Source organism: Tigheibacillus halophilus (assembly GCF_042683165.1).
Lineage (GTDB): Bacteria > Bacillota > Bacilli > Bacillales > Amphibacillaceae > Tigheibacillus > Tigheibacillus halophilus.
Map to the genome: position 1 here is coordinate 1 of NZ_JBHUIZ010000001.1, position 24284 is coordinate 24284.

Genomic DNA, 24284 nt, shown 5'->3' on the forward strand with positions numbered 1-24284 from the left:
GTCGAATACCGAACTCAATCCAGCCAATCAGCTGCATAATAAAACTCTAACTTTTAGGGGTAACCACCATTGCGGGGCTGCTTTTTTGTGAACCTCTTTATTTAAAAATCCTTTTACATCCTTTTTTGTTAACCCTAATTCAATTGCAGCAATAATGAGCTCCATCCATTCCGCGTCTAACTTCTGCATGTTCACTCCTATTCTGCAGCCCAGCCATCTTAGCGTCGCCTTAGACCTGTGGCTTTGCGTCACGACCTTTCAGTCGATTTGCCTTTAGTGTTTTATGTACCTAGCTTGATTATAATGCTTTAGATCTATGCTTTGTAAGGATATTCTCTCGACAAAGTTCGCGGTCAAGCATCTGCATCAATTCCGCAACAACATCCTTCGTATGCTTCAATATCACCGGGCAAAAATAACCCCTCATCCGCCGAGGAGTTATTTAAACAGTTTTTTAATCAGCTTGAAGATGTCAAACGTTGTTCGGTGGTACACTTTATTATAAGCATATCGCTTCGGATTCCGAACCCAGCCATAGCCCTTAGGCATCTTTAAACCAGCTCGATGGACGACTTGTCTTTTTATACTTGTCCGAGCAGATATTCGCTTTTTAAGACTGGGCTTTCTCATGCCTATTTTCATAGTTACTCGCTCCCTTGGCTACGTTTTTTTCCAAACCATTTTTCCATTGCTTCAATTGATAAAATCCATTCTTTTCGCTTTCCATTTGGGTGAAGGAAATACTTAATGAGTCCTTTTCGAATCATTTCATCTAGGGTATCTTGTCCAACTATTGAAGGTTTCAGTTTATTTTTCACTGTCTCTTGGTTTATCCCCCATGTGTAAGCTGCTTCATTAGGGGTCATATATTTATTAATTTCTTCGAGTTTGCTCACTAGTTAATTGCTCCTTTTCTCTTTTAAGTTTCCTTTTAGTGTTAAGCAAGGCCCATTTCCATATTCCCAATACGATGGTAATTACTATCATAATTAAGAGTAATATTTTCATTTTTTTCGTGTTATACTTAGTGATGAGAGAGGGGATTAACCTCCCCTTCTCATCTTTTTAATTTCTTGCCTCAGTTTTTCATTCTCTAACCTTGACTTTTGGACCGACAACCAAAGTTTGTAAATGGTTAGAAGTGAGATTGCTGAGGCTATTGTTTTTCCTAAGTATTCCACTTGTTCACCTCCTGTTTATATATTAATTATAACCCTATAAGGTTAAATGGTCAACCTTTTATTACATTAAAATGAAAAAATTTCCATAAACTAATGCGTATATACGTTCTTGTTTTGTGATACAATAGAATAAATGTTCGTATAAAGGGGTGTTTTCAGTGGAAGGTTTATTGAGGCGGTCGCTTGAAAACAAAGAAAAAATCATTATATTTTATGTGTCCAATAAAAACCAAATTACGGAGAGGTATATACGTGTGTTGCAATTACATGATGATTACGTCACCGCCTACTGCTATTACCGCAAGCAAGTGCGCACATTTAAACTGGAAAGCATATTATCAGCTGGACAAAGCAGAAAGAGGGTAGGAGCATGATGGAAGCGAATGATCGTGGTACGAAAAAATGGACAGCGTTAATGCTTACAGAACACCAGGAAGCTTTAAGGAAATTGTTCGACCAAAAAGAGTACAAAGAGAAGCCAATTTTGGGGGAGGATCAGATAGCTGAGATTAATATCAATCTGCAGCATGCTCTCGAATATGACTTGCCAATTGAAGTTAAGTATTTTAAAAACAATGATCACCATAAAATAAAAGGACATCTGCTTAGTGTGGATCCACTTAATAACATATTAAATATAAATGAAGAATATCTACCACTGGATAGTGTGACGGACGCTCATTTATAAGAGAACCAACGTGTAAATAAAGGAAGTTATACTGTATTGATTACAATTGCATGAACATAACACAAATATAACGAAAAAAAATAAAGGTGCGGAACATAACGAACAGGTGTTCTACACCCTTATTTTTGTTTTGTTAAAAATGCAAGTGGACGTAAACTGGAAAACGTCTCCGAAACCTACTATTATATATACATAATATAACTATTCATTTTTAAAATCCATTATAATACCAAACCGATCATTGTAAAAAGTAAACTGTTTGAGGCAAGGGGGCAATAAAATGATTGCAGGTATCGGTATAGATATTGTAGAGCTGCATCGAATGCGAGACAAAATAATGAATACGGCTTTTATAGAAAGGGTACTAACAGAAAAGGAGCAGCATTTTTTTCAGGCTATGAGGTCGGACAAAAGGCGGGTAGAATTCCTGGCCGGCAGATTCGCTGCAAAAGAAGCCTTCTCCAAAGCAGCAGGCACTGGTATTGGCCATCTCGGGTTCAAGGATATGGAGGTACTGCCAAACGAAAAAGGGGCGCCCCGCCTCCGTGTTAAAGGCTTTGAACAATATCATATATTTGTTTCACTGTCTCATAGCGAGGCTTATGCGGTTGCCCAGGTTGTAATGGAGGCCAGGCATGACTCCACTTCAAGCAATCCGCTGTCATAGCAATATCTATGAAAACAGAAGTCCAAGCTAAGCATATTACCAAGGGCTGTCTCATATATTTTTAGTGCGGGTAGGAGGGAACTGTGTGTTTATAGTCACCGCGAAAGAAATGTACGATATCGACCATTGCACAATGGAAAAAATTGGATTCGGTAAGCTTTTAATGGAAAATGCCGGAAGAGCTGTAGCAGAAAAGGTCAGACAAAAAGTGAATGCTGCCGATAAAATTCTTATTGTTGTCGGACCGGGAAATAATGGCGGGGACGGCTATGTGATCGCAAGGACATTGCAAAACGAACAGTATCGTGTATCGGTATTGCAGGTTGTCCCGGATCAAAAATTGTCTGAACAGGTGCAGTTTTTCAAGCAGCTATACCTTGCTTGTAATGGCACGTGTCTGCTTTTGGATGATTCAGCTGAATGGAAGCAGGTGATATCAGAAGCAGATGTCGTGATTGATTCACTGCTCGGTATCGGGGTTGATGGTTTGGTTCGGGAGCCGTTGGCAAGCGTGATTGCTTTTATAAATGAAAAAGGGGGAAAGATAGTTTCCGTCGACATTCCTTCCGGGCTGCCCGCGGATGAGGGAGCAGAAGCATTCACTAGCATCCAAGCTGACGAAACAATTGTCATTGCAGCCCCAAAAACCAGCGTTTTTCTGCCGCATACAGCAAACTATTATGGGAATTGGGAGGTTGTTTCCATCGGCCATCCCCAAACATTGATTTCTGAAAACGCTGCTTGTTTTGTGGCAGATGATGTCTTTTTCAGGACTACGATGCCAAAAAGAGATGTAAATTCTCATAAAGGCGATCATGGCAAAGGATTGGTCATCGGTGGGTGTGACAACATGCCCGGATCTTTTGCGATGACAGTGAGAGCTGCTCTGCGAACGGGAGCGGGATTAATGACGGCAGTCTCTACGGAGAAGGTGATTGATCGTATTGCCTGTTTGTCTCCTGAGGCGATGTATCAAATTGGGGCATCTGAAAAGGGGCACCTGATTGCCGACGATTTGCCGCTTGATGACAAGGATGGGGTCGCCTTCGGGATTGGCGTGGGCCGGGAAACGAAAACGGCAGCGCTTTTAGAAAGTGTGCTGCAGGAAACTACATGCCCCTTAATCATTGATGGCGATGGCCTTTATCTTTTACAAAATCAGCTTGCACGTTTAAAACAACGGAACGAGCCTACCATTTTGACCCCGCATATGGGAGAAATGGCCAGGCTGCTGGAGATGGACATCTCTGACCTGACTAGGAGTCCGTTCCGTTATGCAAGGGAGTTTGCCGAAGAACATCATGTCTATGTTGTTCTGAAAGGCAAGTACACTATCATCACTTCTCCCGATGGCAATCAAGCTGTTAGTACGACAGGCAATCCGGGATTAGCAAAAGGCGGCAGCGGCGATGTACTGACAGGCATCATCCTTGCCATGATGATGCAATCACAAAGCATTTTCCAGTCCTTGTGCAATGCATGCTTCGTGCACGGCATGTCGGCAGATCTTCAAGTTCAATCCGGCCATTCGTATCATGATTTATTGGCTACGGATGTCATTGAAGGAATTGCCAGCGTTTATCGTACATTTTCTTGATTCGAAAAGGGCATTTTTTCGAATTTAACATGTTCCCTTTGTCCTAATCCTACTACAGGAGAATACGCGGATATGCAGTCGGATACCACGGGTGTCACGACAAGCGCATTATACACCGAAATGAGGCAGGGGAGATATGTACATGATGAAGAAAATGACATTGTGGCTCGTACTTGCTGTCGGCATGGTATTGCTGCTGTCAGCATGTGGAGAAAAGTCGCAGGAAGATGTTATGAAAAAAATGGAAAATAAGATGAATGATATGAGCGGATATAAGGCAAAAGCAAAAATGAGCATGAAAACGGGACAGGAAGACCAAACATACTCTATTGATATCTGGCATAAAAAAAAGGATTTCTACCGGGTGTCACTTGACAGTGACCAGGACAAAAAAAGCAACCAAATCATTTTGAAAAACAATGATGGTGTATATGTACTGACACCTTCCTTGAATAAAAGCTTCAAATTCCAAACAGAGTGGCCGGATAACAGCAGCCAGCCTTATTTATTCCAATCACTTGTCAAGGACATCAAGAAGGATAAAGATGCAACATTCAAGGCAACAGATAAACATTATGTTTTCCAAACAAAAACGAACTACCAAAGCAATAACAATTTGCCATTCCAGGAGATTTATATCGACAAGAAAACGTATACGCCAGTAATGGTCAAGGTTCTTGATAAAGATAAAAAGTCTTTGGTGGAAGTGAAGTTCCAAAACTTTGATCTGGATCCAAGCTTCAAGAAAAAAGATTTCGTCCTAAAGGATATTATGACAAGTGCTGTAGCCGAATTGCCGGTCTCCAAAAATCAAGACAATGAAACAGATTCGCTGACGGTTTTCTTCCCAGAATTCACTGCGGGAGCGGAGCTTGCCGAGAAGCAAGAAATCAATTTGGCTGATGGAAAGCGTGTCATTATGTCTTATACTGGTGAAAAAGGCTTTACATTGATTCAGGAAAAAAAGGCGAGCCAGGAAACAATGTCTTATCCTAAACAGGTCGATGGGGAACTTGTCAACCTTGGAAAATCAATTGGAGCACTTTCAGATAAGTCACTGGAATGGACTGAAAATGGTACCAACTATATCTTGGCCAGTGAACAGCTCACGAAAGAAGAATTGATTCAAGTAGCTGAATCTGTTGCAGGCAAAGAAGTGAAATAAATGACTATCACATAGCAGACTCTATTTCTTCATGGAGAGTCTGCTTTTGTTTTTAGGAAAAACGCACGTGTAGCCTGCTCGATAGTTGGTGAGCTGCTTGCTGGTGTGAGGTATTGTGCGGAAAAAAGGTAGCGTGGCTCATCGGTGTGAGTAGTCCACCCAAAAATCAATGAAGCTGTTCATCGTGCAGAGCCCGCCTGGAATGTGTGATGATTGCTCAACTGTAAACATGCGCCTCCGTGAAAACAGCTGGCTTGGACAGCCTCTGCCTCTTCATTTTGAGTTTTGTACGTGTATGGTTGGTTCAAAAGCCGTGTGAACCACTGATTACGAGAATTTGCCTGTGAGTGGTTCACGAATTGAAAGTCTCTTGGTACAGCGCAATTCCCGCTTGCCCTAAAAATCGCTTGTTCTCGGGCTCCTGCCCTTCCTAAAAAGCAGCTCGCCCTACCCCTGCTTGACACTATAAAAAGAAAGAGAAATAATGTGCTAAGAGGTATTTCGCCAGTTTGGCGAGGGGGGGTGCGCCCTGGTTGATCAGGGCATGAAATGAAAGAGTTTATATCCAGAAAAACTTGGGTGGAAATAAATTTGGAAGCAATTGGACATAATATTTCTCAAATGAAGTGTAAATTGCCTAAAGATACTTGCTTGATGGCCATTGTAAAAGCGGATGGGTATGGACATGGCAGTGTCCCGGTTGCCAAAGCGGCAATAGAAGCCGGAGCGCAGGCACTTGGTGTCGCTTTATTAGAAGAGGCGCTAGTTTTGAGAGAGGCATCTATCCAGGTACCGATTCTTGTCCTGGGGTGGGTGTCTCCAGAGGACGCCTGTGTTGCCGCTGCGCATGATATTACGCTGACGGTATTTCAGCCCGAGTGGCTGCAGCAGGTTGAGGCAATGCAGCTTAACAAGCCTGTGCATATTCATTTGAAGCTTGATACCGGTATGGGAAGGATAGGCGTTCGTGATGAGCAGGAGCTGGAAAACTTTTTCATCACACTGCGTAAATGCAAAGGTGTGCAATTAACCGGTATTTTCACTCATTTTGCGACTGCAGATAGCGAGGATTTACACTATTTCAATCAGCAGTTGGCATATTTCAAAAAAATGCTTTCTGCAGCGGAAGCCAGTGGGTACGAAAAGCTCACTGTCCATATTGGCAATAGCGCAGCATCGATTCGATTTCCAGAGAAGATGTATAATTGTATCCGTTTTGGCATATCCATGTATGGGCTGTATCCTTCAAAATCAGTCAAAACTGAAAAAAGGATTGCATTACGGCCAGCGTTTTCTCTGCATAGCAGACTCGTGCATGTCAAAAAAGTTGCTGCGGGCTCCTCCATCAGCTACGGGCAGACTTATGTTGCAAAGAAAGATGAGTGGATTGGCACTTTACCAATTGGTTACGGAGATGGTTGGCTGCGTAAACTGCAGGGGTTCCATGTTCTTGTCGGCGGCAAGCGGATGCCTATTGTTGGCAGGATTTGTATGGATCAAACCATGATCAGGCTGGATGGGCCATATGAAGTTGGTACGAAAGTGACCCTGATTGGCGAACAGGAAGGGGCGCGAATAGAGATGGATGAGGTTGCTGATTATCTTGACACCATCAATTATGAAGTTCCATGCATAATCACTAAAAGGGTGCCAAGAATGTATATGTAATGGGTAATCGGTTGTCATTAAATGGTTTCGTTTGCAAAATGACCTTTTTCTTTTCCCCGTTTTTTAAGATATAAAACGGAAATTGCATGATTTTCCACAAAAATTCCAAGAATCTCTTTGCATTCGGTTCAGTTGAATGATATTATTAATAAAGATAATTTAATGGCTCGTTGAATGTTGGTGGAGGTGCATGATTTTGTCTGAAAGCTTACAAGAGATTTTGGTGAAGATGCCAACAAACTTGCTGAATGAGGTGGATGGTCTAATGAAGAATGAATATAATGATCTTAGTGATTTCATCTGTCAGGCAACAAGAAATTACCTTGAAGCAAAGAAACAGGAACATTTTCATAACTTCTATGAATCCGTGCAAAGAGGATATGAAGAAATGGCAAGAATCAATCTTCGAATCGCTTCCGAGGCTTTTGAAGCTGAAGAGGAGGCTGTCATCACCCTAGAGCGAACAGTGATCGGGGTGTAGCTATTTGATTGTACAAAGAGGTGAAGTTTATTTTGCCGACCTCTCTCCCGTTGTTGGATCAGAGCAGGGGGGCGTGCGCCCGGTATTGATCCTGCAAAATGATATAGGCAATCGTTTCAGCCCCACAGTCATCGTAGCAGCGATCACTGCTCAGATACAAAAGGCAAAATTGCCGACACATGTTGAAATCGATGCCAAAAAATATGGTTTCGATCGAGATTCTGTCATATTGCTGGAACAGATTAGGACATTAGATAAACAACGGTTGACTGATAAAATTACCAAATTAGATAAAGAAATGATGCATAAAATCAATCATGCGTTGGAAATTAGTCTGGGACTGAAGGAAATGTATGGTAACCATCATCAATAATAACCCTTTGTGTAGATGATCACAGAGGGTTTTTTAGTTTGAAAATCCCCCGAAACTGATTTATGAAGCGCGGTGAAAAGTTTGCATAATGCCGGCTTCCATGTAAAAATATAAAAAAATGAAATTTTTGGAGCTGGAGGAGATCCCATGGATGAAAACCTAAAAGAAATCGTTCTTGAAAACAGTGAATCCATTGTAAAAATGTGGATGATAGAGGTAGCAAAATTGAAATCAGAAAATTATACAGCTACCATTTCAGATGATCTCTTTGAAAATACGAACAGGGAATTCGTTAATGTCATATTCGAAAGCATTAAAGATGGCGGTTCAACCAAATCAGTCGAGCTTTTCTCGGAAAAAATCATCAATCTTGGTTGGCCATTGAGCTATATAACAGATGGACTGCAGGTATTTCGCAGAGTCACGATCGAATATATTCTTGATACGACAGAAAAGGTGAACAGTGGTTCCTTTTCTGTTATTTTGACGAGTGTTGACCAGTGGGTGGAACCGATTATCCGTCAGCTTGTCAATGAATATTCCGGCAGCTGGGAAAATATCGTTTCATTGCAGCGTGTAGCGCTGCAGGAACTGTCTGCTCCACTCATCCCGGTAGTGGAAGGCATTACAGTCATGCCATTAATTGGGACTATTGATACAGAACGAGCAAAACTGATCATGGAGAATTTACTGGATGGCGTCATCCGTCATAACGCGGAAGTAGTTTTAATCGATATCACCGGTGTTCCTGTGGTTGACACGATGGTGGCGCATCATATCATTCAGGCAGCGGAAGCGGTACGATTGGTAGGTGCAACCTGTATTCTGTCCGGCATCCGGCCGGAAATTGCTCAGACCATAGTGAATCTTGGCATCGATTTGGAAAAATTCCCGACGAAAAGTACATTGGAAAAAGGTTTTATGAGCGCGTTAGAAAAAACCAACCGAAAAATTTCAGATTTGGATGCTGCCAAGGAATTCGATATTGAAAAGCTGCTTAATTCCATCAAAGGAGTGTGAACAAAGTGCGTATTCCTATTCTGAAGCTAAGCAATTATCTATTGATTTCTATACAGACAGAATTGGATGACCAGACAGCCATTCAGTTTCAAGAAGATTTATTGAATCGGATCCATGAAACTGGTGCGACTGGTGTAGTGGTTGATTTGACATCGGTGGATATCATTGATTCATTCATCGCAAAGGTGCTTGGAGAGGTTGTCACCATGTCAGACCTTATGGGTTCGAAAGTGGTGTTGACTGGTATCCAGCCAGCTGTAGCGATCACTTTGATCGACTTAGGCATTCATTTGCAAAATGTGCAAACCGCACTGGATTTGGAGCAAGGCCTTATGAAACTCCATCAGGAATTGGGGGAATGAGTATGAAAATGCATTCCTCTGTTGCGATAAAGCAGGAATGGGACATTGTCGGTGCAAGGCAGCTAGGTAGAGAAATCGCCAAGAAAATTGGTTTTGGCACCGTTGATCAAGCCAGAATTGCAACAGCTATATCAGAAATCACCCGCAACATCTATTTATATGCTGAACAGGGTACGGTAGCCTTTGAGGAAGTAGAGGGCATCCATCAGAATGGGCTTCGGATCATCGCCACTGATACAGGGCCAGGTATCCAGAACATCAGTCAGGTCATGGAAGACGGGTACACTACATCGGGTGGGCTAGGTGCCGGACTTCCGGGTGTCAAGCGCCTGATGGACGAATTCAACATTCAATCGGAAGTTGGGAAGGGTACAGTTATTACAACAGTGAAGTGGCTGCGTTAAAGCTTGTGACTGGCTGTATATGATAATGCTTTTTTTGTGTAGTGGATGTAACAGATTCGTGTAGATGGATAAGGAGGTTTGGGGGAATGGGTGCCATAGATATTGAAGGGACGAGCTATAAGGACCTTCTAAGGCTATATATTGAAACGAGAGATGAAAAAGCGCTTTATGGTGCCGAGCAGATTTCCAAAGGTTTTATACGTGACGGAATTCCGCCTGAAGAGATTATACATTTGCATATAAAGTCCATGGAAGAGCTTGGACAAGATATCCCGGCTGAACAGCTGAAAGGGATGAATTTCTTGTTGGAGACCATGATTTCCTATGGTATGGCAATGAAAGAATATCAGGCATTGAGAGAAAAACAGCTGGAAATTAAGTCAGAATTGAAAATTGCAGCGGATATGCAAAAAACGCTGCTGGCAACCACTGTCCCTGTTGTTGAAAATCTGGACATCGGTGTGACCAGTGTTGCCGCACATGAAATGAACGGTGATTATCATCATTTCGTTCTGGGAGAGAATGGCGAGATAGGGATTGCGCTTGCAGACGTGCGCGGCAAGGGTATCCCGGCAGCGCTTTGTATGTCGATGATCAAATACTCCATGGACAGTCTTCCGGAAAAAACGATGACTCCGAAAAGAATCTTGAAAAACTTGAATCGCGTTGTTGAAAAAAACGTGGATTCCAGCATGTTCATCACGATGTTTTATGCACAGTATTTTCCGGAAACAAGCAAATTCAATTTTGCATCTGCCGGCCATGAGCCTGGTTTTTATTATCATGGGGACACACAAGAATTTGAAGAAATTAAAACAAAAGGACTTGTGTTAGGTGTTTCCAGTGAAGCTGAATATCCCGAATATGAACAAATTCTGAAACAAGGCGATATGATTGTATTGCTGACAGATGGTGTGACTGAATGCCGGTACGGTGACAGTTTCCTCGAAAGTGACGAGGTATTGCAAGTCATTAAGCAATATATGCATTTACCCGCTCAGGAAATGACAGAGCAAGTATATAAGCATTTTGAACGGTTGCAGGATTTTCACTTGCGTGACGACTTCACTTTGATCATTTTAAAGCGATGAATGTTTCAAAGGTTGTTAATCGGGGTATAAAACACTGGTAAACGAAAAAATTAATAAGGCTATGCATGGCTTTTAGTCCTGAATGTGAGTCATTACAGGAGGGGCTAAATAAGGAGGGTACATATGAATTTGCAAGTGAAAGTAGCGGAAAAAAATTCGAATTTTGCTGTATTGGCAGTAGCAGGAGAAGTTGATGCATATACGGCACCACAGCTGAAAGAAACACTGCTGCCAATGACCAAGACAGAAAATTATTTGGTCAAGGTGGATCTGGACAACGTCAATTATATGGATAGCACCGGCCTCGGTGTTTTTATCAGTGCGCTAAAATCCACAAAAGAAAATAACAGTCATATGAAATTATGTAATATGCAAGAACGGGTACATCGGCTTTTTGATATTACCGGATTAGCTGAAATCATGGATATAGAATGAGGTGAATTGGATGAATGAAGCATTTGATTTTGTAGAAATGAGAGTTCCTGCCAAAGCAGAGTACGTGGGTGTTGCAAGGCTCAGCGTTTCCGGGATTGCCAGCCGTATGGGCTTTGCCTATGATGATATAGAGGATTTGAAGGTTGCTATTTCCGAAGCTATCACCAATGCGGTCAGACATGCCTATCAGGATGAACCAGGCGAGGTAACGATTGGTTTCGGTGTTTACGATAATCGCCTTGAAGTAATGGTTGCAGATCGCGGCGGCAGTTTTAAGCTGGAAGATATTAAACAGAGCATCGGTCCCTACAGGCATGATGAAAAAATCAATAATCTTCGCGAAGGTGGCTTTGGTTTGTTTTTGATCAATGCACTGATGGACAAAGTTGAAATCAACAATGAGCACGGTGTGATTGTTCTGATGACAAAGTACTTGAGTGAAGTAGAGGTGGACGTAAGTGACGACCAAATCTCGACGACTTGATGGAGAAAAAGAAGATATATATAAATGGATAGCAGCCGCACAAGAAACACCGGAAGATAAGATTGCTCAAGAGAAGCTTGTTGCCACCTATAAGGATCTGGTGGAATCCATCGCAAGAAAATACTCCAAGAATTCTGCGATTCATGAAGATCTTGTACAAGTAGGTATGATTGGATTGCTCGCAGCTATTAAACGATTCGATCCGACCATGGGAAAATCCTTTGAGTCATTTGCCATTCCAACCATCATTGGGGAAATCAAGCGATTCATTCGGGATAAAACGTGGAGTGTTCACGTTCCCAGAAGAATTAAAGAATTGGGGCCGAAGATTAAAAAAGCGGTCGATGAGTTGACGACAGCGAACAAGAAATCACCAGCTATCCATGAAATAGCTCGTTATCTGGAAGTTTCTGAAGAAGAAGTTCTGGAAACAATGGAGATGGGAAAAAGCTATAAGGCTCTTTCGGTGGATCGTAAAATTGAAGCCGACTCTGATGGCAGCACTGTGTCATTATTAGATATAGTGGGAGAGCAGGATGACGAATTCAAAAAGACTGATTTAAGGTTGCTTCTGGAAAAAATTATGCCAGTCCTTTCCGAACGCGAACAGCAGATTTTGCATTACACTTATTTTGAAAATAAGAGCCAAAAAGAAACTGGTGATTTACTTGGTATATCCCAAATGCATGTGTCCCGGCTGCAGCGCCGCTCTTTGAAAAAATTGCGGGAAGCTTTACAGACAGACCGCTCGGAGGTCTTTGACTAATATGCAAAAGGTTCAGGTTTCGGTTTATCAGCAGCCAAAAAGTGGACAAAGACATTGTGGTGACAGTTACTGCTACGCAGAGACTGAAAATAAATTCATTTGCGCGCTTGCGGATGGTTTGGGAAGTGGGGAATATGCTAAAGAATCTTCACAGATTGTGATTGATATCATTAACAATAATGTGAATGCCTCAATTGAAGAATTGATGAAAATGTGTAATAAAGCTTTGTTTGGCAAGCGCGGTGCCGTCCTTGGAATTTTGAAGATGGATTTTACCAATATGACCTACTCTTATACATCCATTGGCAACATAGGTATTCTGTATGTAGACAATAACCGTAAGAAAAAAAGGAACATTCCAAGCTCGGGGTTTCTGACCGGTTATTCGAAGCCTTTCCGTGTGATGACTGGGAAATTGGAAGAGCAGATGAATTTCATCATGTTTTCTGACGGGGTGACAGATATCGATATCATGCAAAAATATTTGCTGGCAAGAGATGTTGTCGATATCACCACGTCATTCGCTGATGCCCACGAGGGCTCTAAAGCAGATGATACGACTTTAATTGCGATGCGCTATATCGGTTGAATGACTGGCTGAAAAGCCGGTTTTTTTATGTTTTTAATCAGCAATTACCGTGGATGATAAAAGAGAAGTGGTCTTCCTGGAGCGAATGGTTTGACTGGCAGCGCTACCCATCCATAAAAACAACCTAATGTCCGAGTATCTTTCATCATTATCTATGTCGATTATGCAATGCAAGGTTATTTTGATAAAATAACAGTATAAGGATAAGGAGGCTGAAACATTGGCAATAGCATTAGATAAACAACTGACCCAATGGGTGGCAAAAGAAGTACAAGTGAAACAGCAAGTTGCCATCAAGGTTATCGACTTATTGGAAGAAGGTAATACAGTTCCTTTTATTGCGCGTTATCGTAAGGAAATGACTGGTGGTCTTGACGAAGTACAAATCAAAGCCATTGAAGATAAATGGCATTATGCGGTGAATCTGGCACAGCGCAAAGATGAAGTGATCCGGCTGATTGAAGAGCAAGGTAAAATGACAGAGGAGCTGCGCCAGGAAATTCTTGATGCTCAGCAATTACAGCGCCTGGAGGATTTGTACCGCCCTTATAAACAGAAGCGCAGGACACGGGCAACCATTGCTAAGGAAAAAGGCCTGGAGCCGCTTGCGAAGCTAGTCTATGAAGAACAGCAAGGGGATATAGCGGTTGAGGCTGCTGTATATATATCAGAAGAGCAAGCTTTACATAATATAGAGGATGTCCTTAGCGGGGTAAATGATATCATTGCAGAATGGATTGCCGATGAACCGGCGTATCGTGCATATATCCGTGAAGAAACGTTTAAACGTGGATCGATCCAAGCACAAGGTAAAGATGTAGAAAAAGATGAAAAGCGTGTTTTTGAGATGTACTACGAGTACAGTGAAACGATCCGTTCCATTGTTTCTCACCGCATTTTGGCACTAAATCGCGGAGAAAAAGAGGAAATATTGAAGGTGAGCATTGTTGCTCCTTCTGATCGGATCATATCCTATTTAGAGACCAAGGTAGTCAAGCGGCAGGCAGAAGAAGAAGCCGCTGCCATATTGAAATCAGCAATGGAAGATAGTTATAAACGACTGATAGAACCCGCAATTGAAAGAGAAATAAGGAGCAGTTTAACTGAAAAAGCAGAAGAACAGGCTATTGATATATTTTCGAAGAACTTGAAAAGCCTGTTACTTCAACCGCCGTTGAAAGGGAAAAATATCCTTGGAGTCGATCCTGCCTTCCGTACGGGATGTAAACTGGCAGTGGTGGACGAGACAGGGAAGGTACACAAAGTGGGTGTCATGTACCCGACTGCCCCAAAGAACGACATAGCTGGTGCTGAAAAAATTGTCATGGAGCTGATTCGTACATACAGTATTGAATTGATAGCCATTGGGAATGGAACAGCATCAAGAGAGACAGAGCAGTTCATTTCTGACGTGATCAATAACCATCATCTATCCATCCCATATATCATTGTAAATGAAGCCGGTGCCAGTGTATATTCCGCATCTGAGCTAGCGAGAGAAGAATTTCCTGATCTGCAGGTTGAAGAAAGAAGTGCAGCATCGATAGCACGTCGAGTACAGGATCCATTGGCGGAGCTCGTCAAGATTGATCCGAAATCAATCGGGGTGGGACAATATCAGCATGATGTCAGCCAGAAGGCATTGCATGAATCGCTGTCGTTCGTCGTTGAAACTGCAGTGAATCTTGTTGGGGTGAATGTGAACACTGCATCTCCATCTTTGCTGCAGCATGTTTCTGGTCTGAATAAAACGGTGGCTAACAATATTGTCAAATACCGCAATGAAAATGGGAAATTCACGGACCGTAAAGAACTGAAAAAAATTCCGCGGCTCGGAGCGAAAACATACGAACAGGGGATAGGGTTCTTGAGGATCATTGATGGCAGCCACCCTTTGGATAGAACACCGATCCATCCCGAAAGCTATGCGCATACTGAAAGGCTGCTGCAGATGATCGGCTGCAGCCTCGCTGATATAGGGACCGACAAACTTCAAGATGGATTACGAGGACTTGATGCGAAAGAAACAGCCAACACTTTGGATATTGGTGAAATGACGCTCGTGGATATCATGCACGCCTTAAGCAGGCCAGCACGTGATGTTCGTGATGATTTTCCACAGCCGTTGCTGAAACAAAACGTACTGACACTGGCAGATTTAAAACCAGGGATGCAGATGCAGGGTACTGTCAGGAATGTTGTGGATTTCGGTGTGTTTGTCGATATTGGCGTGAAGCAGGATGGTCTTGTCCATATATCGAAAATGGCTGACAAATTCGTCAAGCATCCAATGGATATCGCATCTGTTGGAGATGTGGTCACCGTCTGGGTGGACAAAATTGACGAGCATAAAGGAAGGATTGCCTTGTCTATGGTTGAACCCAAATAAAGCATAAAAAAAGAAAAGACCTACTGTTAACAAGATTAAACTAATAAGAGGATATTATGTTCAATATATGAACATATATCCTCTTTTCTTTTGTACATTAAACTTGTTAATTAGATGTTGAAAATAACGTATAATATGTCTACAATACATAGGAACATATGTTTGTTTAAATTGAAGGACATCGACCCACGGTGGGAGGCATAATGTGACGAGGGATCTTTAGGCCAAGCGTTAATATTTTTAGAGGTGAAGTGTGTTATGAGGGTACAAGAAATTCTTATTGAGGGTAACAACAAGAGATACATATTACTAAATGAAAATGGGTTCCCTGTAATGCCGGTTATGAAATATATAAAGTATTTAGATAAGACAGGAAAGAGTCCTAATACTCAAAAGACATATTGCTATTCCTTAAAACATTTTTATATCTACTTACAAGAAAAAGAGCTAGATTATAGGTTTATTAAATCACTCTCAAATTCAAACAACAATGAATCTGTACCTACATCCGTCGGATGAAGATATTCGACAAGATTGGCAAAATGCTCAATCCGAATTTAACCTAAAGAAAAATGACTGATAGGAGTAACTGGATGAAACAATTCAAAAATGTTCAGGTAGATAAAATAGGCTTTCACGAAGGATTACAAAGAGGTCTTTCCACTTATCCCATAAAAACAATTCAAGAAAATGGTTCTGTTTCAATTGAGAGAGTAAAAGATCCATATTTCTTAGTCAATGACAAATGGAATATTAACGATATAGGCGAAATTAAACAGTTTGAAAAACTGGTAGCAAAATATAATTTTTCAAATAAAAATATTCACTTTGAATTTAGTGAATCTTCAATAAATTTAGAAGTGAAGTATGTCTATTATCAGCAATTGTTTAATAATTTATGGTCAATCAAGAGTATATATTCTTAATATCCGATGTATTAGGACTAACCTCTGATTGCTTGGTAAAACTTAATGGTCAATACTCCATTGCAACAGATATTGAAAAAACATATGTAAAGGGGCATCGAATTCCCATTGACAATGAGTTAGCCGATATTCTTGCCGTACTTATTAATAAAACCAAAAAACTAAGTCATCAGGAAAATAATCCTGAAGGGTATATTTTTGTTCGCTATCGAGGTCAACGAAAAGGTAAACCTTTTTCTCAAGGGTGGGTTCAAGAGCAACTAAATATTTTAGCCAGGCGAAAAAACATAACGGATGAAAATGGAAATCTGTTTCATTTCAAAGCTCACCAATTCCGTCACACCTACGGGGTGAAAATGTTAAATGGTGGTGCGGATATTCTAACGGTACAAGAGTTATTAGCTCATGCGTCACCTGAAATGACAATGCGATATGCCAAGTTATTAGATAATACAAAAAGAAAAGCATTTGAATCAGTTATGAAACAAGGAGTTTTTAGTTTCGACTTAAACGGTGAGGTACAAGAAATCAAAGCAGGAGAGGATATACCTGCCGATATATTAGATGCGTTATGGCAAGACCATAAACTCAACGCGATGGACAACCCTTATGGAACGTGTCATGCTCGTCTGAATGGTAATTGTCCTCACATGGAAGCACCTCCATGCCTAACTTGTGGCGATAACCAAACGCCATGCAAGGACTTAGCAGTAGGTTTTTCGGAATTAGATCAGCAAAAGTATGAACTTCATGTCAAAACAGCTACAAAAGCTGTTGAGATAGCGAAACAACGTGGCCGAGAAGATATTGCTAAAAAAAATGAAAAGAACCTTCTACGCTATCAACACATCTTAAATACCTTACAAGAAGGAAATATCATCTTTGGTAGACAGGATCGGATAAAAAGAAAGTTAGGTGTTCAAAATAACTGAATATGACCGTTCTGCCCACTTAAAATCCATCCATGCCAATCGTAAAGCTAACACCTATCAAAAGGTGGACGAAGCCCTTAAAAAGCTCATACGGACCAATGGGAAAATAAACTTTAACAGTGTATCCAGCGAAGCAGATGTTTCAAAAGCAACATTGTATAACAACAAAGATTTCCGTTCAAGAATTGAAACATTACGAAATCAACAGTCACAAGTACCGACTCCCAAACAGGTAAAGCGAGAAATGAACGAAAACAATAAAGATGCTCTCATTGCATCACTAAAAAGAAAAAATCAAAAGTTAGCAGAGGAAAATAGGCAATTAAGGGAGCAACTGAAAGTAGCATATGCAGATGTCTATAAAAAGTTATAAGAGAGATCGACGTTCGCCCTTCTGAAGCAGGTTAGAGGAAGCATTAACAAAACCATTCTATGTAGAATGGTTTTTATCTCTATCATAAATTTGTGATTTAGAAGTGTTTAATAATAGGCAGCTTATTACTTTTTTAGTGATTGGCATAAAGTAATTAAGTATTATTCCTCCTAAACAAACGGTTAGTAAAGTTCCGATACCAATTGGGCCATTAAAAATATATGCCGTAGTTAGGAAAATGAGGTAAATGAATGTTCTCGATAAAAATATATTTGTTCTAGTTAATTCTTGTAGGATTAATGTTAATCTGTCTACTGGTATCGGTGCAAAATTTGTTTGTAAATAAATTGCTGTACCAATTCCTATAACAACTAAGCCGATTGCAAAACAAAAAATTTTTCCATACCATAGTTCAGGTGATATCAAATTGTTCAATAAGAACAGCCACATATCAATACCGATACCTGCTATAAAAGCTGTTAACAACCCCAAAACTTCAGGTCTTTGTCTTTTTAAAAATGAATTACAAACAATCAATATGAAAGCTAGAATGATTTCCCAACTACCTACTGTTAGCCCAACGTTTTTAGATAGTCCCACCAAAAGTGCATCAAAAGGCGAAGTTCCAAGGTTTGATTGTATTGTGAAAGAAATACCAAAGGTTAATACTAAAATTCCAACTACATAAAAAACATATTTCATCCTACTCTCCCTCTCCCTCTTTTGATTATTGTTGCAAATACAACAATAATAAGTTATATTTAATATATAGTTTTTTTGTTGTATTTACAATAAAAATTAGTGGAAGGAGTTAATTATGCAAGAAATTCTTCGCGAAATTGGAATGATTGCAAGGGCATTAGATTCTATTAGTAATATGGAATTTAAAGAATATGACCTCACAAAAGGGCAGTATTTATACCTTGTTCGAATATGTGAATATCCCGGAATCATCCAAGAAAAGTTAGCTGAGATGATAAAAGTAGACCGAACAACAGCAGCACGGGCTATAAAAAAGCTTGAAATAAATGGATTTATTGATAAGAAAGATGATGACAATAACAAAAAAATAAAAAAGCTTTTCCCAACAGAGAAAGGCAAGAATGTTTATCCTTTCATAAAAAGAGAAAATGATCATTCGAATATGGTTGCACTAGATGGATTTACAAAAGTAGAAATAGAGACCATTTTTAATCTTCTTCAAAGAGTGAGGAAAAATGTAGAAGTTGACTGGGAATTTGTTAAAAAAGGAAACAAAAGAAATTATTGATCATGGAAAGTTTATTATATTTGCAATAAACAACAACAAGAGGTGAAATTTTATGAGTTGGAATGTAAAAAAATTTGACGAGTTAACAAATATGGAACTATACAATCTATTAAAAGAAAGAACCTTAGTTTTTGTGGTTGAACAAAATTGTCCTTATTTAGAAGTTGATGGTAAAGACCCCTTTTCATATCATCTTTTTAAAGAAGACAATGGAGAAATCATTGCATATTTAAGGATTGTACCTGCAGGTGTTTCCTATCAAGAAAGTTCGATTGGAAGAGTTTTTGTAAAGAAAGAATACAGAGGTCAAGGAATGGCAGGGGAACTTTTAAAAAAAGGGCTGGATTTTATCCAAAATGAATTAAAAGAAACAACTGTTAAAATTCAAGCCCAAGATTATTTAACAAAATTCTATAGTTCCTTTGGTTTCCAAACCATATCTGAAAAATATTTAGAAGATAATATTCCTCACGTCGATATGCTTTTACAAAGATAACACAACTTTTCATTATCAATAGGTTCAAACTTTGGAATGTACATTGTATTAATGGGTTCGATATTTGAATAAGAAAGGGCATAACATATTATTCATATAAAATATGTTATGCCCTTTAATTTTTTTAGCTTTTTTTCATTTAGGTCTTGATAAGTTATACGCCTTTTCTTTTTTTATGCTTTATTTAACTGTTTCAGGGACTTGCAAACCTAATCCTTTGGCGATTTTTTCTCCCCATTCAGGATCGGCTTTGTAGAATATCTCTATCTGACGCAGTTTAATTTCTTCTTTTTTAACTGGCTCCATATGGTTAACAAATGCTTTGATGAGACGTTCTTTTTCATCAGCACTCATCAAACGATACAAATCCCCTGCTTGGGTAAAGTGATCATCGCTGTTGTACGAAACCGCTTGGGCTTCACCAGAAACTTCAAATGGTGATATTTTCTTGCTTGGATCCTCGGCAGGGCCATTGAAACTATTTGGCTCGTAGTTTACTTCGCCTCCGGCATTGCCATCCACACGCATGTAACCATCACGATAACCATTGTTCACTTCAACAAGTGGACGGTTGATCGGAATCTGATGATGGTTGATACCTAGACGGTAACGATGTGCGTCCCCATAGCTGTAAATACGTCCCTGCAACATCTTATCTGGAGATGCCTCGATACCAGGTACGAAGTTTCCAGGAGATAGGGCAATTTGTTCTACTTCAGCAAAATAATTTTCCGGATTACGGTCGAGAACCATTTTCCCTACTTCAATCCGTGGATAATCTTTCTTAGAAACTGTTTTTGTCACATCGAAGATATCCCATTTGTACGTTTTGTAGTCTTCGTAAGGTATGATTTGTACATAAAGTGTCCAAGATGGGAAATCACCGTTTTCAATAGCATTATAAAGATCTTCTGTATGATAATCAGGGTTTTCTCCAGCCATTTTCGTTGCCAGATCTTCATCCAATCCTTTGACGCCCTGATCACTGATCCAATGGTATTTAACCCATACAGCTTCACCCTGTGCATTGACCCATTTGTACGTATGGCTGCCATAACCATTCATGTGGCGAAGTGTCGCTGGAATTCCACGGTCACCATGCAAGTAAGTGATCTGATGCAGTGATTCAGGAGATAAAGACCAGAAATCAAACTCGGCAGTTGGATTTTTCAAATGTGTACGTGGATCACGTTTTTGTGTATGGATGAAATCAGGAAATTTGATAGCATCACGTACAAAGAAAATAGGTGTATTGTTACCGACTAAGTCATAGTTTCCTTCTTCAGTATAAAATTTTGTAGCGAAACCTCTTGGGTCCCGAACAGTATCAGCTGACCCCAATTCGCCTGCAACAGTCGAAAAGCGGGTAAATAAAGGTGTGCGCTTGCCAACTTCACTCAAGAAAGCTGCTTTTGTGTATTTTGATACGTCATTCGTTACTTCAAAATAACCATGGGCACCGGCACCTTTTGCGTGCACGACCCTTTCAGGAATTCTTTCTCTATTAAAATGTGCTAGTTTTTCAAGCAAATAAAAATCCTGAATGAGTCCTGGACCTCTTTGTCCGGCAGTCAGCGAGTTTTGGTTATCTCCAACAGGGGACCCTGTTGCAGTTGTCATTGTTTTTCTTTCTTCAGTCAATGAAAGCACCTCTCCCTTAAACAAGTTTTTGTTCTATGTATCTTATTATAATACAAACATGATAAAAATCAATGTTTATTTATAATAAATTTAATTAAGTGTATCGTTTTTGAGATGATATGATTGCAAGCTTTAGTTTAAACAACGTTTGCAGAGGCGTGAAACTATCACAGACACTGATATTCGGAGATGAAATTAACGCTGCAGTTTTTTCTTTTAAAAGAAGCTTATTGAGAATTAGGGGAAGAAATAGTGTCAACCATACCTGTGTATAATACAAGGAAAGGGCTTTCATTGAATGATATGCTCCCAGGAGCAATTTTCTTCATTGGAAGCAGGCGGCAATCACCAATTAAGAATCGATAAATATTTTTGCCTGGTCACCAGTATGGAGCATACCAGGATGTTCCACCATACCTACAATTCCTCTCAGACCCATTGCTGCTTTTACAAAGCGGGCTGCCAGATTACTTTTATTTGGGTATTGTTTTTGAATGACATGTCCTGGGTGTATACACGGAAGGTTTTCTCCTTCGCATAAAATTCCTGCGCCGCTTGGAAAAATCAGCCTGCTGCCAGCTGGTAATTTCGTTAAATGATCTATCCCGCTTACTACGATATTTGCGCCTATCCATTCTGGAAGTATCTTTGGCACATCCATTTCTTCTGCGATGATTGCGCACTCTTCAGCAGAAACGATGGATATTTGTCTGCGGTTCAAGATTTCTGTTCCCCGTTTATACATTGGCTCCCTTGCTCCGGCACGTTTTGTTAAACCGAAATGAAGATCACCGGGAATACCTCCGTATTGCAGATCGACGGAGGATATTTTTTCTGTCACAAATGAATCAGCTTTCTGAGCAATCAAGACAGAAGTTATTTCAGCATGATAAAATTCCCCCATCATTGCACCACTTTTCATATAATTGACAATATAATATCTTATTATACCATAACTTATAGGAGAACTGCATTGTTGAATAGGAAGTAATCTTTTTCCTATTTATATTATATGAAGGAAAAGAAACAACAAATGAATTTTGCAGTGTTTGGAAAGATTTGGAGGGATTGAAAGCCGCATGTACATTTGATATAAGTCAAAAAGTACATTATCATCTAAAGAGAGATTTGAAAGAAACTATTTATTACATTAAAAACGGGGGAAGCGGGTATGGAATATTCATCGGAAGCATTAGCGAGCCTCGTCAATCAAATATCACTTGATTATTTCGGAAAACCTTATCACTATGAGGTAATGTTCAACGCCAGATTAAGAACGACAGGTGGGCGCTATGTGCCTTCTTTAAATAGAATCGAATTAAATCCAAAATACGCTACTGAGGCTGACAAGCAGGAGTTCATCGGCATTATTAAACATGAACTTTGCCACCACCATTTATATATTGAAGGAAAAGGGTATAAACACGGTGATGCAGACTTCAAGAACTTGCTTAAGAAGACAGGCTCCCCGCGTTTTTGTACCCCCTTGCCATCCCAGCAAGAAACTTTCAAGCATACTTATCGCTGTAAAAGCTGTGGCCAGTTATATAAAAGAAGGAGGAGAATGAATGTCGCGAAATATCGTTGCGGAAAATGCAGGGGCAGGTTAGTAACAGTCTAATAGGCGATCAATACTGGAATGAAAAAATGGTTTGGCATTGGAATATATAAAATAGGAAGGGATATATGAACAATTTTTCGCGACTTGCACAAGGTGTTTGACTGAAAATGATATTATTTTACAAATTTAAATGAAATCATTGACTAAAAGATGTAAAGCATGTTAAATTAATAAAGCTGATGTTACAGAAGTGATTCATCGGCCATAAAGAATAACAAATTGTTGACACTAATGTTTAAACAGTGTATAATATTTTTCGTTGCTGTTATTAGCAGAGCAACGATTGACATATTTTTACATATTCCACAGTAGCTCAGTGGTAGAGCAATCGGCTGTTAACCGATCGGTCGTAGGTTCGAATCCTACCTGTGGAGCCATATGGAGAAGTACTCAAGTGGCTGAAGAGGCGCCCCTGCTAAGGGTGTAGGTCGTGTAAGCGGCGCGAGGGTTCAAATCCCTCCTTCTCCGCCATTAGTATGGCCCGTTGGTCAAGCGGTTAAGACACCGCCCTTTCACGGCGGTAACACGGGTTCGAATCCCGTACGGGTCATCTTTTTTAATGTAAAACTTTCTTTCTGTTACGTTGGGCTATAGCCAAGCGGTAAGGCAACGGGTTTTGGTCCCGTCATTCCCAGGTTCGAATCCTGGTAGCCCAGCCATTTTAAAAAGACGAAAAGAATCAACAAAATAGTATGAGCCATTAGCTCAGTTGGTAGAGCATCTGACTTTTAATCAGAGGGTCACAGGTTCGAATCCTGTATGGCTCACCATTTTGCGGGTGTGGCGGAATCGGCAGACGCGCTAGATTCAGGGTCTAGTGTCCTTTATGGACGTGGGGGTTCAAGTCCCTTCACCCGCACTTTAATGCATGCGGTCGTGGCGGAATGGCAGACGCGCTAGGTTGAGGGCCTAGTGGGAGTTGATCCCGTGGAAGTTCGAGTCTTCTCGACCGCATTTGTTTTTTTGTTTGATTATTTTTCTTGCGCCCGTAGCTCAATTGGATAGAGCGTTTGACTACGGATCAAAAGGTTAGGGGTTCGACTCCTCTCGGGCGCGCCATTATTTGCGGGAAGTAGCTCAGCTTGGTAGAGCACATGGTTTGGGACCATGGGGTCGCAGGTTCGAATCCTGTCTTCCCGACCAGTGATCTTTTGAATATAGATTGATTGATAGAAGACCGATTGATTGCATTTTTGCAACGCGGGTGTAGTTTAATGGTAAAACTCCAGCCTTCCAAGCTGATGTTGAGGGTTCGATTCCCTTCACCCGCTCCATTATAATCGGGGCCTGTAGCTCAGCTGGTTAGAGCGCACGCCTGATAAGCGTGAGGTCGGTGGTTCGAGTCCACTCAGGCCCACTTCATTTTCTGCTTTCGAAAGAATGTGGCTCAAAAAACTTTTAAAATAGTTGTTGACTTTCTTTTGTGAAGTTGATATAATGAAAAAGTTGCTGATTAAGAGCAATTAACAAGAAATTCGTTCTTTGAAAACTGAACAAAACGACCAGTATGTCAAGCAAGTTCGATGTAAGTCATCGAATGGAAGATGAAAAAACAACCCTGTTTTTTCAATAAAGCAAGCAGCTAAGAAACAACACTTTTTTTGGAGAGTTTGATCTTGGCTCAGGACGAACGCTGGCGGCGTGCCTAATACATGCAAGTCGAGC

Annotated in this window: 29 protein-coding genes, 11 tRNA genes, 1 rRNA gene, 1 pseudogene and 1 riboswitch; of the genes and pseudogenes, 36 read left to right on the forward strand and 6 right to left on the reverse strand. The window is 40.4% G+C overall.

From position 1 onward, the window contains the following. Positions 1-27: 27 nt before the first annotated feature. The 3 genes from ACFSMW_RS00005 to ACFSMW_RS00015 all read right to left on the reverse strand — a co-directional run bounded on the left by ACFSMW_RS00005 (position 28) and on the right by ACFSMW_RS00015 (position 866). Entirely contained in the window at positions 28-189 is a 162-nt protein-coding gene (locus ACFSMW_RS00005; RefSeq protein ID WP_390351965.1) for an anti-repressor SinI family protein, read from the reverse strand. 11 nt (positions 190-200) lie between these two features. Next, positions 201-282, reverse strand: a riboswitch (cyclic di-GMP riboswitch). Between the two features lie 156 nt (positions 283-438). After that, on the reverse strand, positions 439-642 hold the full coding sequence (locus tag ACFSMW_RS00010) for a hypothetical protein (RefSeq protein ID WP_390351967.1): 204 nt from the start codon (positions 640-642) through the stop codon (positions 439-441). 2 nt (positions 643-644) lie between these two features. After that, entirely contained in the window at positions 645-866 is a 222-nt protein-coding gene (locus ACFSMW_RS00015) for a helix-turn-helix domain-containing protein (RefSeq protein WP_390352008.1), read from the reverse strand. A gap of 473 nt (positions 867-1339) precedes the next feature. Here ACFSMW_RS00015 and ACFSMW_RS00020 point away from each other — a divergent pair, with 473 nt between their 5' ends. From ACFSMW_RS00020 to ACFSMW_RS00115, 21 genes and pseudogenes are all read left to right on the forward strand, one after another. Continuing rightward, positions 1340-1555, forward strand: coding sequence for a WYL domain-containing protein (locus ACFSMW_RS00020; RefSeq protein WP_390351969.1), 216 nt, complete (start codon positions 1340-1342; stop codon positions 1553-1555). After that, positions 1552-1869, forward strand: a complete 318-nt coding sequence (locus ACFSMW_RS00025; protein WP_390351970.1) for a YolD-like family protein — start codon at positions 1552-1554, stop codon at positions 1867-1869. The genes ACFSMW_RS00020 and ACFSMW_RS00025 overlap by 4 nt, the downstream gene beginning before the upstream one ends. Before the next feature lie 280 nt (positions 1870-2149). Continuing rightward, positions 2150-2536: a holo-ACP synthase gene (gene acpS, locus ACFSMW_RS00030; RefSeq protein WP_390351972.1), complete on the forward strand. Its 387-nt coding sequence runs from the start codon at positions 2150-2152 to the stop codon at positions 2534-2536. 85 nt (positions 2537-2621) lie between these two features. Continuing rightward, on the forward strand, positions 2622-4133 hold the full coding sequence (locus ACFSMW_RS00035) for an NAD(P)H-hydrate dehydratase (protein ID WP_390351974.1): 1512 nt from the start codon (positions 2622-2624) through the stop codon (positions 4131-4133). 142 nt (positions 4134-4275) lie between these two features. Further along, on the forward strand, positions 4276-5298 hold the full coding sequence (locus ACFSMW_RS00040; RefSeq protein WP_390351975.1) for a LolA family protein: 1023 nt from the start codon (positions 4276-4278) through the stop codon (positions 5296-5298). Positions 5299-5847: 549 nt separating this feature from the next. After that, on the forward strand, positions 5848-6966 hold the full coding sequence (gene alr / locus ACFSMW_RS00045; RefSeq protein WP_390351977.1) for an alanine racemase: 1119 nt from the start codon (positions 5848-5850) through the stop codon (positions 6964-6966). A gap of 196 nt (positions 6967-7162) precedes the next feature. Continuing rightward, positions 7163-7447: a CopG family ribbon-helix-helix protein gene (locus ACFSMW_RS00050; RefSeq protein ID WP_390351978.1), complete on the forward strand. Its 285-nt coding sequence runs from the start codon at positions 7163-7165 to the stop codon at positions 7445-7447. A 4-nt stretch (positions 7448-7451) separates the two neighbouring features. Beyond that, positions 7452-7820: a type II toxin-antitoxin system PemK/MazF family toxin gene (locus ACFSMW_RS00055; RefSeq protein WP_390351980.1), complete on the forward strand. Its 369-nt coding sequence runs from the start codon at positions 7452-7454 to the stop codon at positions 7818-7820. Positions 7821-7967: 147 nt separating this feature from the next. Then, positions 7968-8840 carry an RsbT co-antagonist protein RsbRA gene (locus ACFSMW_RS00060; RefSeq protein WP_390351982.1) on the forward strand — a complete coding sequence of 291 codons (873 nt, stop codon included), beginning with the start codon at positions 7968-7970 and terminating at the stop codon, positions 8838-8840. 5 nt (positions 8841-8845) lie between these two features. Next, on the forward strand, positions 8846-9202 hold the full coding sequence (locus ACFSMW_RS00065) for an STAS domain-containing protein (protein ID WP_390351983.1): 357 nt from the start codon (positions 8846-8848) through the stop codon (positions 9200-9202). 2 nt (positions 9203-9204) lie between these two features. Continuing rightward, entirely contained in the window at positions 9205-9606 is a 402-nt protein-coding gene (locus ACFSMW_RS00070; RefSeq protein ID WP_390351985.1) for an anti-sigma regulatory factor, read from the forward strand. A gap of 86 nt (positions 9607-9692) precedes the next feature. Then, positions 9693-10697 (forward strand): PP2C family protein-serine/threonine phosphatase, encoded by a 1005-nt coding sequence (locus ACFSMW_RS00075; protein WP_390351987.1) that lies wholly within the window; start codon positions 9693-9695, stop codon positions 10695-10697. A gap of 123 nt (positions 10698-10820) precedes the next feature. After that, complete coding sequence (locus tag ACFSMW_RS00080; RefSeq protein WP_390351989.1) at positions 10821-11132, forward strand: STAS domain-containing protein; 312 nt, start codon at positions 10821-10823, stop codon at positions 11130-11132. 10 nt (positions 11133-11142) lie between these two features. After that, a complete protein-coding gene (rsbW, locus tag ACFSMW_RS00085; RefSeq protein WP_390351990.1) occupies positions 11143-11616 on the forward strand; it encodes an anti-sigma B factor RsbW in 474 nt (157 codons plus the stop codon). Continuing rightward, the gene (gene sigB / locus ACFSMW_RS00090) at positions 11591-12382 is read left to right on the forward strand and encodes an RNA polymerase sigma factor SigB (protein WP_390351992.1); all 792 of its coding nucleotides are present in this window, start codon (positions 11591-11593) and stop codon (positions 12380-12382) included. Before rsbW ends, sigB begins: the two co-directional genes overlap by 26 nt. Position 12383: 1 nt before the next feature. Further along, positions 12384-12971, forward strand: coding sequence for a SpoIIE family protein phosphatase (locus ACFSMW_RS00095; RefSeq protein ID WP_390351994.1), 588 nt, complete (start codon positions 12384-12386; stop codon positions 12969-12971). A 220-nt stretch (positions 12972-13191) separates the two neighbouring features. Then, positions 13192-15360: a Tex family protein gene (locus ACFSMW_RS00100; RefSeq protein ID WP_390351996.1), complete on the forward strand. Its 2169-nt coding sequence runs from the start codon at positions 13192-13194 to the stop codon at positions 15358-15360. A 258-nt stretch (positions 15361-15618) separates the two neighbouring features. Continuing rightward, positions 15619-15828: pseudogene (locus ACFSMW_RS00105) on the forward strand (tyrosine-type recombinase/integrase); the annotation flags it as partial. A gap of 125 nt (positions 15829-15953) precedes the next feature. Then, positions 15954-16286: a hypothetical protein gene (locus ACFSMW_RS20365; RefSeq protein ID WP_417894549.1), complete on the forward strand. Its 333-nt coding sequence runs from the start codon at positions 15954-15956 to the stop codon at positions 16284-16286. 32 nt (positions 16287-16318) lie between these two features. Next, positions 16319-17218 carry a tyrosine-type recombinase/integrase gene (locus ACFSMW_RS00110; RefSeq protein WP_417894550.1) on the forward strand — a complete coding sequence of 300 codons (900 nt, stop codon included), beginning with the start codon at positions 16319-16321 and terminating at the stop codon, positions 17216-17218. After that, positions 17211-17591 carry a DUF6262 family protein gene (locus ACFSMW_RS00115; protein ID WP_390352010.1) on the forward strand — a complete coding sequence of 127 codons (381 nt, stop codon included), beginning with the start codon at positions 17211-17213 and terminating at the stop codon, positions 17589-17591. Before ACFSMW_RS00110 ends, ACFSMW_RS00115 begins: the two co-directional genes overlap by 8 nt. Positions 17592-17648: 57 nt before the next feature. Here ACFSMW_RS00115 and ACFSMW_RS00120 read toward each other — a convergent pair whose 3' ends face one another. Further along, entirely contained in the window at positions 17649-18293 is a 645-nt protein-coding gene (locus tag ACFSMW_RS00120; protein WP_390351998.1) for a YczE/YyaS/YitT family protein, read from the reverse strand. A 115-nt stretch (positions 18294-18408) separates the two neighbouring features. Here ACFSMW_RS00120 and ACFSMW_RS00125 point away from each other — a divergent pair, with 115 nt between their 5' ends. Next, positions 18409-18861, forward strand: a complete 453-nt coding sequence (locus ACFSMW_RS00125; RefSeq protein WP_390352000.1) for a MarR family winged helix-turn-helix transcriptional regulator — start codon at positions 18409-18411, stop codon at positions 18859-18861. 52 nt (positions 18862-18913) lie between these two features. Further along, positions 18914-19357: a GNAT family N-acetyltransferase gene (locus ACFSMW_RS00130; protein ID WP_390352002.1), complete on the forward strand. Its 444-nt coding sequence runs from the start codon at positions 18914-18916 to the stop codon at positions 19355-19357. Between the two features lie 180 nt (positions 19358-19537). Here ACFSMW_RS00130 and ACFSMW_RS00135 read toward each other — a convergent pair whose 3' ends face one another. After that, positions 19538-20977: a catalase gene (locus ACFSMW_RS00135; protein WP_390352012.1), complete on the reverse strand. Its 1440-nt coding sequence runs from the start codon at positions 20975-20977 to the stop codon at positions 19538-19540. A gap of 373 nt (positions 20978-21350) precedes the next feature. Next, positions 21351-21902, reverse strand: a complete 552-nt coding sequence (locus tag ACFSMW_RS00140; protein ID WP_390352004.1) for an MOSC domain-containing protein — start codon at positions 21900-21902, stop codon at positions 21351-21353. 267 nt (positions 21903-22169) lie between these two features. Here ACFSMW_RS00140 and ACFSMW_RS00145 point away from each other — a divergent pair, with 267 nt between their 5' ends. From ACFSMW_RS00145 to ACFSMW_RS00205, 13 genes are all read left to right on the forward strand, one after another. Beyond that, positions 22170-22619: a SprT family protein gene (locus tag ACFSMW_RS00145; protein ID WP_390352006.1), complete on the forward strand. Its 450-nt coding sequence runs from the start codon at positions 22170-22172 to the stop codon at positions 22617-22619. Between the two features lie 302 nt (positions 22620-22921). Next, positions 22922-22996 (forward strand) — tRNA-Asn (locus ACFSMW_RS00150). 3 nt (positions 22997-22999) lie between these two features. Next, positions 23000-23090 (forward strand) — tRNA-Ser (locus ACFSMW_RS00155). 7 nt (positions 23091-23097) lie between these two features. Beyond that, a tRNA-Glu gene (locus ACFSMW_RS00160) sits at positions 23098-23169 on the forward strand. 34 nt (positions 23170-23203) lie between these two features. Next, a tRNA-Gln gene (locus ACFSMW_RS00165) sits at positions 23204-23278 on the forward strand. A gap of 35 nt (positions 23279-23313) precedes the next feature. After that, a tRNA-Lys gene (locus ACFSMW_RS00170) sits at positions 23314-23389 on the forward strand. 4 nt (positions 23390-23393) lie between these two features. Continuing rightward, positions 23394-23478: transfer RNA gene (locus ACFSMW_RS00175), tRNA-Leu, on the forward strand. An 11-nt stretch (positions 23479-23489) separates the two neighbouring features. Then, positions 23490-23573: transfer RNA gene (locus tag ACFSMW_RS00180), tRNA-Leu, on the forward strand. Positions 23574-23601: 28 nt separating this feature from the next. Further along, a tRNA-Arg gene (locus tag ACFSMW_RS00185) sits at positions 23602-23678 on the forward strand. Between the two features lie 7 nt (positions 23679-23685). Next, positions 23686-23762 (forward strand) — tRNA-Pro (locus ACFSMW_RS00190). Positions 23763-23819: 57 nt separating this feature from the next. Next, a tRNA-Gly gene (locus ACFSMW_RS00195) sits at positions 23820-23893 on the forward strand. A gap of 9 nt (positions 23894-23902) precedes the next feature. Continuing rightward, positions 23903-23976 (forward strand) — tRNA-Ile (locus ACFSMW_RS00200). Positions 23977-24217: 241 nt separating this feature from the next. Continuing rightward, positions 24218-24284 (forward strand): 16S ribosomal RNA (locus tag ACFSMW_RS00205); the annotation flags it as partial.